Source organism: Rhizobium sp. N731 (assembly GCF_001664145.1).
In the GTDB taxonomy this organism is placed as follows: domain Bacteria; phylum Pseudomonadota; class Alphaproteobacteria; order Rhizobiales; family Rhizobiaceae; genus Rhizobium; species Rhizobium esperanzae.
Window position 1 is genome coordinate 1,732,887 of sequence record NZ_CP013601.1, and the last position, 11,633, is coordinate 1,744,519.

The window sequence follows — 11,633 nt, forward strand, 5'->3', positions numbered from 1 at the left end:
GCCGGGGTAGGGGGCTTAGGCCCAACCATTCCGGTAAACCAAGAAGGCGACCTGATATGATTCAGATGCAAACAAACCTCGACGTCGCGGATAATTCCGGCGCACGTCGTGTCATGTGCATCAAGGTGCTGGGCGGCTCGAAGCGCAAGTATGCCTCGATCGGCGACGTCATCGTCGTTTCGATCAAGGAAGCGATCCCGCGCGGCCGCGTGAAGAAGGGTGACGTGATGAAGGCGGTTGTCGTTCGCACCGCCAAGGACATCCGTCGTCCGGATGGCTCGGTCATCCGCTTCGACACCAACGCAGCAGTCCTCATCGACAACAAGAAAGAGCCGATCGGCACCCGTATCTTCGGACCGGTTCCGCGCGAACTTCGCGCCAAGAACCACATGAAGATCATCTCGCTGGCTCCCGAAGTACTGTAAGGAGCGGAAGCGATGCAGAAGATTCGTAAAGGCGACAAGGTCGTCATGCTCGCTGGCAAGGACAAGGGCCGTACCGGCGAAGTCGTTCAGGTCATGCCGAAGGAAGATCGTGCGGTCGTCCGTGGCGTCAACGTCGTGAAGCGCCACCAGCGTCAGACGCAGACCCAGGAAGCCGGCATCATCAACAAGGAAGCCCCGGTCCACCTGTCCAACATTGCAATCGTCGACAAGGACGGCAAGCCGACCCGCGTCGGTTTCAAGGTCGTTGACGGCAAGAAGGTCCGCGTGGCCAAGCGTTCTGGAGAAGTGATCGATGGCTGAGGCAAAATACGAGCCGCGGCTCAAGAAGGAATATGTCGAGCGCATCCGCAAGGCGATGCAGGAGAAGTTCTCCTACGCCAACGAGATGATGATCCCGAAGCTCGACAAGATCGTGATCAACATGGGTGTCGGTGAAGCGACCGCTGACTCGAAGAAGCCGACGGTTGCTGCCGCCGACCTCGCAGCGATCGCCGGTCAGAAGCCGGTCATCACCCGCGCACGCAACTCTATCGCAGGCTTCAAGGTCCGCGAAAACATGCCGATCGGCGCAAAGGTCACCCTGCGCGGCGCCCGCATGTACGAGTTCCTGGATCGCCTGGTCAACATCGCGCTCCCGCGCGTTCGCGACTTCCGCGGCCTGAACCCGAAGAGCTTTGACGGCCGTGGCAACTTCGCCATGGGCATCAAGGAGCACATTGTGTTCCCTGAAATCAACTACGACAAGGTTGATCAGATGTGGGGCATGGACATCATCGTTTGCACGACGGCGACGACCGACGACGAAGCACGGACTCTCCTGAAGGAGTTCAGCTTCCCGTTCCGTCAATAACCGTAACGACGAGCGTAGAAAAGGAACCTGACATGGCGAAGACAAGCGCAGTTGAAAAGAACAAGCGCCGCCGTAATACGGTCGCTAACCAGGCCGCAAAGCGGGCTGCGTTGAAGGCGATCATCATGAACCAGGCTCTTCCGATCGAAGAGCGGTTCAAGGCCTCGATCAAGCTGGCATCCCTGCCGCGCGATGGATCGAAGACCCGCATTCGCAACCGTTGCGAAGTATCGGGCCGTCCGCGCGCATACTACCGCAAACTGCGCATGTCGCGTATCGCGCTGCGTGAACTCGGCAATCTCGGCAAGGTGCCGGGCATCGTCAAGTCGAGCTGGTAAGGAGCAGGTTAGATGACAATGACTGATCCGTTGGGCGATATGCTCACCCGTATCCGCAACGGCGCTTCCCGCCGCAAGTCGTCGGTTTCGACGCCTGCGTCCAAGCTCCGTGCCCGTGTTCTCGATGTCCTGCAGTCCGAAGGCTACATCCGTGGCTATTCCGTTGTCGATTTCGGCAACGGCAAGTCGGAGCTCAACATCGAGCTGAAGTATTATGAAGGCGCATCGGTGATCCGTGAGATCGGCCGTGTGTCCAAGCCGGGCCGCCGGGTTTATGTCTCGGTCAAGTCCATTCCGCAGGTCGCGAACGGCCTCGGCATCACCATCCTTTCGACTCCGAAGGGCGTGATGGCCGATCACCAGGCTCGCGAACAGAACGTTGGTGGCGAGGTTCTTTGCTCGGTCTTCTAAGATCGGGCAGGGATCTCCATAGCGAACAGACAGGATTGAAACATGTCTCGTATCGGTAAGAAGCCCGTTCAGGTGCCTGCTGGGATCACGGCTACGGTCGAAGGCCAGAAGGTTACCGCAAAGGGCCCGAAGGGCGAGCTGTTCTTCGTCGCTAATGACGAAATCAGCCTCAAGCTCGAAAACAACGCGGTCGTCGTGACGCCGCTGAACCAGTCCAAGGATGCGCGTTCGAAGTGGGGCATGTCCCGCACGATGATCGAAGGCATCTTCAAGGGCGTCAAGGACGGTTACGAGCGCAAGCTCGAAATCAACGGCGTCGGTTACCGTGCCGCCATGCAGGGCAAGAACCTGCAGCTGGCCCTCGGTTTCAGCCACGACGTGGTTTATGAACCGCCGGTCGGCATCTCGATCGCTGTTCCGAAGCCGACTGAAATCATCGTCAGCGGCATCAACAAGCAGCAGGTCGGTCAGGTTGCCGCCGAAATCCGCGAATATCGCGGTCCCGAGCCGTACAAGGGCAAGGGCGTCAAGTATGCCGACGAGCGGATCGTCCGCAAAGAAGGCAAGAAGAAGTAAGGATCACGCGAAATGGCTAGCAGGAAAGAAGCACTTGCACGTCGTGCCAACCGCGTGCGCCGTCATATCAAGTCGGTGGCCAATGGCCGTCCGCGCCTGTCGGTTCATCGCTCCTCGAAGAACATCTATGCTCAGATCATCGATGACGTGGCCGGCAAGACGCTTGCGTCCGCCTCCACCCTCGACAAGGATCTGCGCGGTTCTCTGAAGACCGGTGCCGATACCGCCGCCGCCGCCGCCGTAGGCAAGCTCGTCGCCGAGCGCGCCTCCAAGGCCGGTGTTACGGACGTCGTATTCGACCGTGGCGCCTTCATCTATCACGGCCGCATCAAGGCTCTCGCCGAAGCGGCCCGCGAAGGCGGTCTGACCTTCTGATCAGTTTCCGGCCGGGCGCTGTCGCTCCGGCCGGATTTTCGCCGGACCGCAGGCACTCCCCGGCAAGAAGGGGAGGCTGATGCGGTCCACATTCATTTGCCGATTGCACCCGGAAAAGAAAAAGGAAGAGGACAATGGCACAGGAAAGAAGGCCGCAGCGGGAAGACCGCCAGAGCCGTGAAGAGCGCGATAGCGAATTCGTCGACAAGCTGGTCGCGATCAACCGCGTCGCCAAGGTCGTCAAGGGCGGCCGTCGTTTTGGTTTCGCAGCACTCGTCGTCGTCGGCGACCAGAAGGGCCGCGTCGGCTTCGGCCATGGCAAAGCACGCGAAGTGCCGGAAGCCATCCGCAAGGCAACCGAAGCCGCCAAGCGCGAGCTGATCTTCGTACCGCTGCGTGACGGCCGTACGCTGCATCACGACGTCCACGGCCGCCACGGCGCCGGCAAGGTTCTGCTGCGCTCCGCCAAAGTCGGTACCGGCATCATCGCCGGCGGTCCGATGCGCGCCGTTTTCGAAACGCTCGGCATGCACGACGTCGTCGCCAAGTCGACCGGTTCGTCGAACCCCTACAATATGGTTCGCGCAACCTTCGACGCTCTGAAGCACCAGGTTCACCCGAAGGACATCGCAGCTCAGCGCGGCATCAAATATGCAACGCTGCAGGCTCGTCGTAGCGCCTCCGGCAACGCCTCTGAAGAATAAGAGGAGCTGACCAATGGCCAAGGCTACCAAGAAGGCTGAAGCGAAGACTGTCACGATCGAACAGATCGGCAGCCCGATTCGCCGTCCGGACGTCCAGCAGCGCACGCTGATCGGTCTCGGACTGAACAAGATGCACCGTCGCCGCACGCTGGAGGATACTCCTTCCGTTCGCGGCATGATCCGTGCTGTCCAGCATCTCGTTCGCATCGTCGACGAGAAGTGAGACGGAGGAAACGCTCATGAAACTCAATGAAATCAAGGACAACGAAGGCTCGACCCACAGCCGCAAGCGCCTCGGCCGCGGTATCGGTTCGGGCTCGGGCAAGACGGCTGGTCGCGGTGTCAAGGGTCAGAAGTCCCGTTCCGGCGTCGCCATCAACGGCTTCGAAGGCGGCCAGATGCCGATCTATCGTCGCCTGCCGAAGCGCGGCTTCAACAACATTTTCGCTTCCGATTTTGTTGTCGTGTCGCTCGGCCGCATTCAGGCTGCGATCGACGCCGGCAAGCTCGATGCAAAGGCGACTGTTGACGCAGCTGCCCTGAAGGCTGCCGGTGTTATCCGCCGCGCCAAGGATGGCGTTCGCGTTCTCGCCGACGGCGAGCTCAAGGCCAAGATCACCATCGTCGTCGCAGGCGCTTCCAAGCCCGCCGTCGAGAAGATCGAAAAGGCCGGCGGCACAGTGACGCTGCTTTCGGCTCCGGCTGCAGCAGAATAATATCTGATGATATATCGCCCGGAGTGCTTCACACCGGGCGATTTTGCTCCCATATGTGGGCCTCACAAAAACTTGGCTGGCGCGCCCGCGTCATGCCGGTAAGACTGGAAAACAAGGGTGAGGCATGGGGTTGCGCTGCAATCCGTCCAAAGCCCGGTTTTGAATTATTTTCATACTGATTCCGGGGCCGGTATTTCCCCAGGGACGCCGGAATTGGTAGGGCGGAGAATCGCATGGCTTCTGCAGCGGAACAATTGGCATCCAACCTCAATTTTTCGACCTTTGCCAAAGCCGAGGATTTGAAGAAGCGCCTGTGGTTCACACTGGCTGCTCTCCTCGTCTACAGGCTCGGCACCCATATCCCGCTTCCGGGTCTCAATCCCGAAGCCTATGCCCAGGCGTTCCGCGGCCAGGCAGGCGGTATTCTCGGCCTTTTCAACATGTTCTCGGGCGGCGCCGTTCAGCGCATGGCGATCTTTGCGCTCGGCATCATGCCCTATATCTCCGCTTCGATCATCGTGCAGCTGATGACTTCGGTTGTCCCGACGCTTGAAAACCTGAAGAAGGAAGGCGAGCAGGGGCGCAAGATCATCAACCAGTACACCCGCTATGGCACCGTCATTCTGGGTGCGCTCCAGGCTTACGGCATTGCCGCCGGCCTTGAGAGCGGCCAGGGCCTTGTCGTCGATCCGGGCTGGTTCTTCCGTATTTCCACCGTTCTGACGCTGCTCGGCGGCACGATGTTCCTGATGTGGCTCGGCGAGCAGATCACCTCGCGCGGTATCGGCAACGGCATTTCGCTGATCATCTTCGCTGGTATCGCAGCCGGCCTTCCGAGCGCTCTTGCCGGCACGCTTGAACTCGGCCGCACCGGCGCGCTGTCGACCGGCCTGATCCTGCTCGTCATCATAGTCGCGATCGCCGTCATCGGTGTCATCGTCTTCGTGGAGCGCGCTCAGCGCCGGTTGCTGATCCAGTATCCGAAGCGCCAGGTCGGCAACCGCATGTTCCAAGGCGATACCTCGCACCTGCCGCTGAAGCTGAACACCTCGGGCGTCATCCCGGCGATCTTCGCATCTTCGCTGCTGCTTCTGCCGGCGACAGTCGCAGGCTTTGCCAACACCACTGCGATGCCTGCCTGGGCGACCTCGATCGTTGCCGCCCTCGGTCATGGCCGGCCGCTCTACATGGTGCTCTATGCGGCGCTGATCGCCTTCTTCGCCTTCTTCTATACGGCCATCGTTTTCAATCCGAAGGACACGGCCGACAATCTGAAGAAGCATGGCGGCTTTATTCCCGGCATCCGTCCCGGTGAGCGCACCGCCGAATATATTGACTACGTGCTGACCCGCATCACGCTGATCGGCGCCATCTATCTTGTCTTCGTCTGCATCCTCCCTGAGATTCTGGTGTCGCAAACCGGCATTCCATTATCCCTTGGTGGGACTTCGCTTTTGATCGTGGTTAGCGTAACTCTTGATACGGTTGCACAGATCCAGGGTCACCTGATCGCGCAGCAATACGAAGGCCTGATCAAGAAATCGAAGTTGCGAGGAGGAAAGAGGGGGCGATGAGACTTATCCTTTTGGGGCCGCCGGGCGCGGGCAAGGGAACCCAGGCCCAGCGGATCGTGGAAAAGCACGGCATTCCGCAGCTTTCCACGGGAGATATGCTGCGGGCGGCGGTCAACGCCGGCACGGAGGTCGGCAAACGCGCCAAGGCGGTGATGGACGCCGGCAAGCTGGTCTCGGATGAGATCGTCATCGCCATCGTCTCGGAGCGAATCGATCAGCCCGATTGCGCCAACGGTTTCATTCTCGATGGCTTCCCCAGGACCCTTGTTCAGGCGGACGCTACGGAAGCGATGCTCAGAGCAAAGGGTCTCGATCTCTCCGTCGTCATCGAATTCCGCGTCGATGACGCTGAGCTCGTCCGGCGCGTTGCCGGTCGCTACTCCTGTGCGCAGTGCGGTAGCGTCTATCACGACACGGACAAGGTCCCGGCCAATGAAGGCGTGTGCGACAAGTGCGGCTCTACCCACTTCAAGCGCCGTCCCGACGACAATCCAGAGACCATGACGGCCCGGCTGCAGGTCTACTACAAGGAGACCTCGCCGCTGATCGGTTACTACCATGCCAAGGGCAAGCTCAGGTCCGTCGACGGCATGGCTGAAATCGATCAGGTGACTGGCGAGGTCGAAGCCATTCTTTCCAAGCTGTAAGGCTTGAAAATAAACTTGGCGGAAACGGTTGCTTTTCAGCAGTGATTCCGCTAAACACCGCGCCAACTCGCGACATTCCCTGCGATCGGCGCGGATTTCCCTGGGAAGTCCGGGTGCGGTCGTTTTGACATGTTACGGACATTAAATCTGAACGGGCGGTCCTGAGGGCCGCATAACGAAGCCCACTTGCCGGATGGCAACTGGAATGCAAGGAGAACAGGCGTGGCACGTATCGCTGGCGTCAACATCCCGACTGCAAAGCGCGTAGTCATCGCGCTGACCTACATTCACGGGATCGGTCCGAAATTCGCACAGGAAATCGTCGAGAAGGTCGGTATTCCGGCTGAACGTCGTGTGCATCAGCTGACGGACGCTGAAGTCCTTCAGATCCGCGAAGCCATCGACCGTGACTATCAGGTCGAGGGTGATCTTCGTCGCGAAACCGCGATGAACATCAAGCGTCTGATGGACCTCGGCTGCTACCGCGGCCTGCGTCATCGTCGCGGCCTTCCGGTCCGCGGTCAGCGCACGCACACCAATGCCCGCACCCGTAAGGGTCCGGCAAAGGCAATCGCTGGCAAGAAGAAGTAATTTCCGGGAAACCGGGGTGGGGAGGCTGGCGGTCCGCGCCGGCCTCTTTTGAGTTTGGAGCGGGACCATATAGGCGCCGTTCCGGTGTAGCCGCTGGTGTTACGGCGGTGAAGAGATCAACGAAAGGAATAGCATGGCTAAGGAAGCCGTCCGCGTTCGCCGTCGCGAGCGCAAGAATATCTCGTCGGGTGTCGCTCACGTCAACTCGACCTTCAACAACACGATGATCACCATCACTGATGCGCAGGGCAATGCGATCGCCTGGTCGTCGGCTGGCGCCAAGGGCTTCAAGGGCTCGCGCAAGTCGACCCCCTTTGCTGCCCAGATCGCTGCCGAAGACTGCGCCAAGAAGGCCCAGGAGCACGGCATGAAGTCGCTGGAAGTCGAAGTCTGCGGTCCGGGTTCGGGCCGTGAATCGGCTCTGCGCGCGCTCCAGGCTGCAGGTTTCATGATCACGTCCATCCGCGACGTGACCCCGATCCCGCACAATGGCTGCCGTCCGCGCAAGAAGCGCCGCGTCTGATCATCGCTCTCGTCACCGGTGAGCGCCTTGGTGCTCCCGGTGGTTTTCAAGCTCGGTTGTCACGATTGGATGGTGGCAACGAACGGAAGGCAAACTCATGATTCAGAAGAACTGGCAGGAACTGATCAAGCCGAACAAGGTGGAGTTCTCCTCGAGCTCGCGCACCAGGGCGACGCTTGTCGCCGAACCGCTGGAGCGCGGCTTCGGCCTCACCCTCGGCAACGCGCTGCGCCGCGTTCTGCTCTCCTCGCTGCGCGGTGCTGCCGTCACGGCGGTGCAGATCGACGGCGTGCTGCACGAATTCTCCTCGATTCCCGGCGTCCGCGAAGACGTCACGGATATCGTGCTCAACATCAAGGAAATCGCCATCAAGATGGATGGCGACGACGCGAAGCGCATGGTCGTCCGTAAGCAGGGCCCGGGCGTTGTCACGGCTGGCGACATTCAGACGGTCGGCGATATCGAAATCCTCAACCCCGAGCATGTGATCTGCACGCTCGACGAGGGCGCCGAAATCCGCATGGAATTCACCGTCAACAACGGCAAGGGCTACGTTCCGGCCGAGCGCAATCGTGCGGAAGATGCTCCGATCGGTCTCATCCCGGTCGACAGCCTTTATTCGCCGGTCAAGAAGGTGTCCTACAAGGTTGAAAATACCCGCGAAGGACAGGTTCTCGACTACGACAAGCTGAACATGACCATCGAAACCGATGGCTCGATCACCGGCGAAGACGCCGTCGCTTTCGCGGCGCGCATCCTCCAGGATCAGCTTGGCGTCTTCGTCAACTTCGACGAGCCGCAGAAGGAAACCGAAGAGGAAGCAGTCACCGAACTCGCTTTCAACCCGGCTCTCCTCAAGAAGGTGGACGAACTCGAACTGTCGGTCCGTTCGGCAAACTGCCTGAAGAACGACAACATCGTCTACATTGGCGACCTCATTCAGAAGACCGAAGCAGAAATGCTCCGCACCCCGAATTTTGGTCGCAAGTCGCTGAACGAAATCAAGGAAGTTCTCGCTTCCATGGGCCTGCACCTCGGCATGGAAGTGCCGGCATGGCCGCCCGAGAACATCGAAGATCTCGCCAAGCGTTACGAAGACCAGTACTGAGCGGCGTGAGGAAAAGTGTAAAGCGGTTTTCCGCCCGCACGCCGATCGCAAGAACATAACAAAAGGCAGGCTCTTTCGGCTGCCTTTCCCCGTCAAACAGCAGGCCGATCGCCTGCATGTGCCAGGAAACGGCAGGCCCACCTAACGTAAGGGCACTGCATTAAAGGAGAATAGCAATGCGCCATGGTAAAGCCGGCCGCAAGCTGAATAGAACCGCAAGCCACCGCAAGGCGATGTTCGCCAACATGGCGGCTTCGCTGATTACCCACGAGCAGATCGTCACGACCCTGCCGAAGGCCAAGGAAATCCGTCCGATCGTCGAAAAGCTGGTCACGCTCGGCAAGCGCGGCGACCTGCACGCTCGCCGTCAGGCGATCTCGCAGATCCGCGATGCCGCCGTCGTCTCGAAGCTGTTCGACACGATCGCAACGCGTTACGCCACCCGCAACGGCGGCTACCTGCGCATCATGAAGGCCGGCTTCCGCCAGGGCGACAACGCCGCCATGGCCGTGATCGAGTTCGTCGACCGTGACACCTACGCCAAGGGCGCAGCCGACAAGGCCCGCGTCGCTGCCGAAGAGCAGGCCGTCGCCGCCTAAGTCTTCCGCTTCGGCGGATAGAAAACAGCCGGGCTGCAAAGCCCGGCTGTTTTCGTTTGTGCATCGGTCGAAAACGGAAGCGGCGCAGCTTCTTTAGCGACGGAGCCATTCTTATGTCCGCCCAGAGCTCCAAACTGTGGAGATTAAGAGGGAAGAAGATTCTATGCGCGAAGCGCATTCTCGAGCGCAGTTCCTCCGTCTCGCGGCTGTGCTTGTGGTGATTGCGGCCGGCCTGGCGCTCAGGCGCTTCGGCTACGCGGTCGATCTGCCTTTTGTCGTCGTCAAATATGGCGGGTCGGCGCTGTGGGGAGCGATGGTCTATCTGCTGGTGGCGCTCGTTCTCGGAAAGTCACCGCGGGCAGTCATTGCGGTCATGGCGCTGTTCATGGCAATCGCAGTCGAATTGTTCCGGCTTTATCATACACCCTGGTTGGACGCGTTTCGGCTGACGACTGCAGGCGCCCTGTTGCTTGGCCGGATATTTTCCCTCTGGAACATACTGGCCTATGCGATCGGCATCGCTGCGGCCTGTGCCTTTGATCCCGCGCGCCGTTGACGGCTGGCTTCAGGAAACCGACGCCACCGCACGATTGCGTTGCCGCCCCTGGCTTTTCTTCCGACTGCGCGCGATCGGCCGCCAGGAGCGGTAAAGGATGAGCGCGATGATCAACCCCACATAAATAAACTGCTCGAGATCGAGGACCTTGGTCGAAAGCGCAAAATGCAGCGCCCCGGAGGCGGCAATGATGTAGACGAGGCGGTGCAGCCAGATCCAGCGATTGCCGAGGCGACGGATCGAGAAATTATTGGATGTCACCGCCAGGGGAATAAGCATCGCAAGGGCGGCCATGCCGAACATGATGAACGGGCGCTTCAGCACGTCATTGATGACGGCCTGAATATCCATCGCCTGGTCGAGCACCATGTAAACGGTGAAATGCATCAGCGCGTAGTAGAAGGTCAAAAGGCCGAGAGCGCGGCGGTAGCGCAAATAATTCCAGCCGAACAACTCGCGGGCAGGGGACACTGCAAGTGTCGCGATCAGGAAGCGGATCGTCCAGATGCCGAGGAAGAGCTCGAAGGTCTTGACCGGATCGGCGCCGAGCTGATCGGTCGCGGCGAGATAAAAGGTCCAGGCGGCAGGCACGAGCCCGACGGTATAAAGCAGCCAGACGGAGGCAGGCTGCCAGCGCTTCGGGATGGCAAGCGACAGTTCGGCCATCAGAAATTCGCCTTCAGGTCCATGCCGGCATAAAGGCTCGCCACCTCGTCGGCATAGCCGTTGAAGGGCAGGGTGGGGTGGCGACTTGCGCCGAAGAAACCGCTTTCGCCGATGCGTCGTTCGCTCGCCTGGCTCCAGCGTGGATGGTCGACGGCAGGATTGACGTTGGCGTAGAAACCGTATTCCTGCGGATTTGTCACCTGCCATGTGTTTTTCGGCTGCTGGTCGGTGAGCGTGATCCTGACGATCGACTTGATGCCCTTGAAGCCGTATTTCCACGGCACGACCAGGCGGATCGGCGCACCATTCTGGTTCGGCAGCGTTTCACCATAAAGTCCGACGGCAAGCAGCGTCAGCGGGTGGCGCGCCTCGTCCAGCCGCAGCCCCTCGACATAGGGCCAGTCGAGCGACTGGAAGAAGCCCTTCTGCCCCGGCATCTCCTCCGGCCGCACGACGGTTTCGAAGGCGACATATTTGGCGCTGCCGAGCGGCTCCACCTTGTCGAGTAGCGCCGCCAGCGGAAACCCGTTCCATGGAATGACCATCGACCAGGCCTCGACGCAGCGCATCCGATAGGTGCGCTCCTCGATTGGGAATTCCTTCATCAGCGCCTCGACGTCGAAGGTGCCTGGCTTGTTGACCATGCCGTCGACCTTGACCGTCCAGGGCAGCGGCTTGAAATCGCCGGAGAGAGCGGCAGGGTCGCCCTTGTCGAGACCGAACTCATAGAAATTATTGTAGGTCGTGACATCCTTGATCGGCGTCGTCTTCTCATCGACCTTGTACTTGCTCTCGACGGCGGAAAAGGCGGCCGCGCTCGCCTTGCCGGCGCCATAGAGCGCCATGGCGCCAAGCGCTGCGGCGCCCAGGAATTCACGGCGGCGCAGATAGACCTGACGCGGCGTGATCTCCGACGACGCGATCTTCGGGGGGCGGTAGCTTGGCATGTCGAA

General features: G+C 60.2%; 19 protein-coding genes. 17 read left to right on the forward strand and 2 right to left on the reverse strand.

Annotation, left to right across the window (positions count from 1 at the left end; translation table 11 throughout):
* Nucleotides 1-56: 56 nt before the first annotated feature.
* From rplN to AMK02_RS08615, 17 genes are all read left to right on the forward strand, one after another.
* Nucleotides 57-425 (forward strand): 50S ribosomal protein L14, encoded by a 369-nt coding sequence (gene rplN, locus AMK02_RS08535; protein WP_003573790.1) that lies wholly within the window; start codon nucleotides 57-59, stop codon nucleotides 423-425.
* Nucleotides 426-437: 12 nt separating this feature from the next.
* Entirely contained in the window at nucleotides 438-746 is a 309-nt protein-coding gene (gene rplX, locus AMK02_RS08540) for a 50S ribosomal protein L24 (RefSeq protein WP_004674929.1), read from the forward strand.
* Nucleotides 739-1,296, forward strand: a complete 558-nt coding sequence (rplE, locus tag AMK02_RS08545) for a 50S ribosomal protein L5 (RefSeq protein ID WP_011424985.1) — start codon at nucleotides 739-741, stop codon at nucleotides 1,294-1,296. The genes rplX and rplE overlap by 8 nt, the downstream gene beginning before the upstream one ends.
* A 32-nt stretch (nucleotides 1,297-1,328) precedes the next feature.
* The gene (rpsN, locus tag AMK02_RS08550) at nucleotides 1,329-1,634 is read left to right on the forward strand and encodes a 30S ribosomal protein S14 (protein WP_018115514.1); all 306 of its coding nucleotides are present in this window, start codon (nucleotides 1,329-1,331) and stop codon (nucleotides 1,632-1,634) included.
* A gap of 12 nt (nucleotides 1,635-1,646) precedes the next feature.
* The gene (gene rpsH / locus AMK02_RS08555; RefSeq protein ID WP_004674934.1) at nucleotides 1,647-2,045 is read left to right on the forward strand and encodes a 30S ribosomal protein S8; all 399 of its coding nucleotides are present in this window, start codon (nucleotides 1,647-1,649) and stop codon (nucleotides 2,043-2,045) included.
* A gap of 42 nt (nucleotides 2,046-2,087) precedes the next feature.
* Nucleotides 2,088-2,621 carry a 50S ribosomal protein L6 gene (gene rplF / locus AMK02_RS08560; protein ID WP_064801909.1) on the forward strand — a complete coding sequence of 178 codons (534 nt, stop codon included), beginning with the start codon at nucleotides 2,088-2,090 and terminating at the stop codon, nucleotides 2,619-2,621.
* A gap of 12 nt (nucleotides 2,622-2,633) precedes the next feature.
* Nucleotides 2,634-2,996 (forward strand): 50S ribosomal protein L18, encoded by a 363-nt coding sequence (gene rplR, locus AMK02_RS08565; protein WP_011424987.1) that lies wholly within the window; start codon nucleotides 2,634-2,636, stop codon nucleotides 2,994-2,996.
* A 134-nt stretch (nucleotides 2,997-3,130) separates the two neighbouring features.
* Nucleotides 3,131-3,700 (forward strand): 30S ribosomal protein S5, encoded by a 570-nt coding sequence (gene rpsE, locus AMK02_RS08570; RefSeq protein WP_003573784.1) that lies wholly within the window; start codon nucleotides 3,131-3,133, stop codon nucleotides 3,698-3,700.
* Between the two features lie 13 nt (nucleotides 3,701-3,713).
* Nucleotides 3,714-3,923 carry a 50S ribosomal protein L30 gene (rpmD, locus tag AMK02_RS08575; RefSeq protein ID WP_011424988.1) on the forward strand — a complete coding sequence of 70 codons (210 nt, stop codon included), beginning with the start codon at nucleotides 3,714-3,716 and terminating at the stop codon, nucleotides 3,921-3,923.
* 16 nt (nucleotides 3,924-3,939) lie between these two features.
* Nucleotides 3,940-4,416 (forward strand): 50S ribosomal protein L15, encoded by a 477-nt coding sequence (rplO, locus tag AMK02_RS08580; protein WP_064801911.1) that lies wholly within the window; start codon nucleotides 3,940-3,942, stop codon nucleotides 4,414-4,416.
* 233 nt (nucleotides 4,417-4,649) lie between these two features.
* Nucleotides 4,650-5,990, forward strand: a complete 1,341-nt coding sequence (gene secY, locus AMK02_RS08585; RefSeq protein ID WP_064801913.1) for a preprotein translocase subunit SecY — start codon at nucleotides 4,650-4,652, stop codon at nucleotides 5,988-5,990.
* On the forward strand, nucleotides 5,987-6,637 hold the full coding sequence (locus tag AMK02_RS08590) for an adenylate kinase (protein ID WP_064801915.1): 651 nt from the start codon (nucleotides 5,987-5,989) through the stop codon (nucleotides 6,635-6,637). The genes secY and AMK02_RS08590 overlap by 4 nt, the downstream gene beginning before the upstream one ends.
* 222 nt (nucleotides 6,638-6,859) lie before the next feature.
* Complete coding sequence (gene rpsM / locus AMK02_RS08595; RefSeq protein ID WP_008521297.1) at nucleotides 6,860-7,228, forward strand: 30S ribosomal protein S13; 369 nt, start codon at nucleotides 6,860-6,862, stop codon at nucleotides 7,226-7,228.
* Between the two features lie 133 nt (nucleotides 7,229-7,361).
* Nucleotides 7,362-7,751: a 30S ribosomal protein S11 gene (gene rpsK / locus AMK02_RS08600; RefSeq protein ID WP_003547577.1), complete on the forward strand. Its 390-nt coding sequence runs from the start codon at nucleotides 7,362-7,364 to the stop codon at nucleotides 7,749-7,751.
* A 97-nt stretch (nucleotides 7,752-7,848) separates the two neighbouring features.
* Entirely contained in the window at nucleotides 7,849-8,859 is a 1,011-nt protein-coding gene (locus AMK02_RS08605; protein ID WP_003547579.1) for a DNA-directed RNA polymerase subunit alpha, read from the forward strand.
* Between the two features lie 176 nt (nucleotides 8,860-9,035).
* Entirely contained in the window at nucleotides 9,036-9,458 is a 423-nt protein-coding gene (gene rplQ / locus AMK02_RS08610) for a 50S ribosomal protein L17 (RefSeq protein ID WP_011424993.1), read from the forward strand.
* Nucleotides 9,459-9,621: 163 nt separating this feature from the next.
* A complete protein-coding gene (locus tag AMK02_RS08615; RefSeq protein ID WP_064801917.1) occupies nucleotides 9,622-10,014 on the forward strand; it encodes a ribosomal maturation YjgA family protein in 393 nt (130 codons plus the stop codon).
* A 9-nt stretch (nucleotides 10,015-10,023) separates the two neighbouring features.
* Here AMK02_RS08615 and msrQ read toward each other — a convergent pair whose 3' ends face one another.
* On the reverse strand, nucleotides 10,024-10,680 hold the full coding sequence (gene msrQ, locus AMK02_RS08620) for a protein-methionine-sulfoxide reductase heme-binding subunit MsrQ (protein ID WP_064801918.1): 657 nt from the start codon (nucleotides 10,678-10,680) through the stop codon (nucleotides 10,024-10,026).
* Nucleotides 10,680-11,627, reverse strand: a complete 948-nt coding sequence (msrP, locus tag AMK02_RS08625; protein ID WP_064801920.1) for a protein-methionine-sulfoxide reductase catalytic subunit MsrP — start codon at nucleotides 11,625-11,627, stop codon at nucleotides 10,680-10,682. The genes msrQ and msrP overlap by 1 nt, the downstream gene beginning before the upstream one ends.
* Nucleotides 11,628-11,633 lie beyond the last annotated feature (6 nt).

Bases quoted from the DNA above. Each gene is read 5' to 3' on its own strand.
- rplQ (WP_011424993.1), top strand. From the start codon at position 9,036: ATGCGCCATGGTAAAGCCGGCCGCAAGCTGAATAGAACCGCAAGCCAC.
- rplX (WP_004674929.1), top strand. From the start codon at position 438: ATGCAGAAGATTCGTAAAGGCGACAAGGTCGTCATGCTCGCTGGCAAG.
- AMK02_RS08590 (WP_064801915.1), top strand. From the start codon at position 5,987: ATGAGACTTATCCTTTTGGGGCCGCCGGGCGCGGGCAAGGGAACCCAG.
- rpsK (WP_003547577.1), top strand. From the start codon at position 7,362: ATGGCTAAGGAAGCCGTCCGCGTTCGCCGTCGCGAGCGCAAGAATATC.
- AMK02_RS08615 (WP_064801917.1), top strand. From the start codon at position 9,622: ATGCGCGAAGCGCATTCTCGAGCGCAGTTCCTCCGTCTCGCGGCTGTG.
- rplR (WP_011424987.1), top strand. From the start codon at position 2,634: ATGGCTAGCAGGAAAGAAGCACTTGCACGTCGTGCCAACCGCGTGCGC.
- rplO (WP_064801911.1), top strand. From the start codon at position 3,940: ATGAAACTCAATGAAATCAAGGACAACGAAGGCTCGACCCACAGCCGC.
- msrP (WP_064801920.1), bottom strand. From the start codon at position 11,627: ATGCCAAGCTACCGCCCCCCGAAGATCGCGTCGTCGGAGATCACGCCG.
- secY (WP_064801913.1), top strand. From the start codon at position 4,650: ATGGCTTCTGCAGCGGAACAATTGGCATCCAACCTCAATTTTTCGACC.
- rpmD (WP_011424988.1), top strand. From the start codon at position 3,714: ATGGCCAAGGCTACCAAGAAGGCTGAAGCGAAGACTGTCACGATCGAA.
- rpsN (WP_018115514.1), top strand. From the start codon at position 1,329: ATGGCGAAGACAAGCGCAGTTGAAAAGAACAAGCGCCGCCGTAATACG.
- rpsE (WP_003573784.1), top strand. From the start codon at position 3,131: ATGGCACAGGAAAGAAGGCCGCAGCGGGAAGACCGCCAGAGCCGTGAA.
- msrQ (WP_064801918.1), bottom strand. From the start codon at position 10,680: ATGGCCGAACTGTCGCTTGCCATCCCGAAGCGCTGGCAGCCTGCCTCC.
- rplN (WP_003573790.1), top strand. From the start codon at position 57: ATGATTCAGATGCAAACAAACCTCGACGTCGCGGATAATTCCGGCGCA.
- AMK02_RS08605 (WP_003547579.1), top strand. From the start codon at position 7,849: ATGATTCAGAAGAACTGGCAGGAACTGATCAAGCCGAACAAGGTGGAG.
- rplE (WP_011424985.1), top strand. From the start codon at position 739: ATGGCTGAGGCAAAATACGAGCCGCGGCTCAAGAAGGAATATGTCGAG.
- rplF (WP_064801909.1), top strand. From the start codon at position 2,088: ATGTCTCGTATCGGTAAGAAGCCCGTTCAGGTGCCTGCTGGGATCACG.
- rpsH (WP_004674934.1), top strand. From the start codon at position 1,647: ATGACAATGACTGATCCGTTGGGCGATATGCTCACCCGTATCCGCAAC.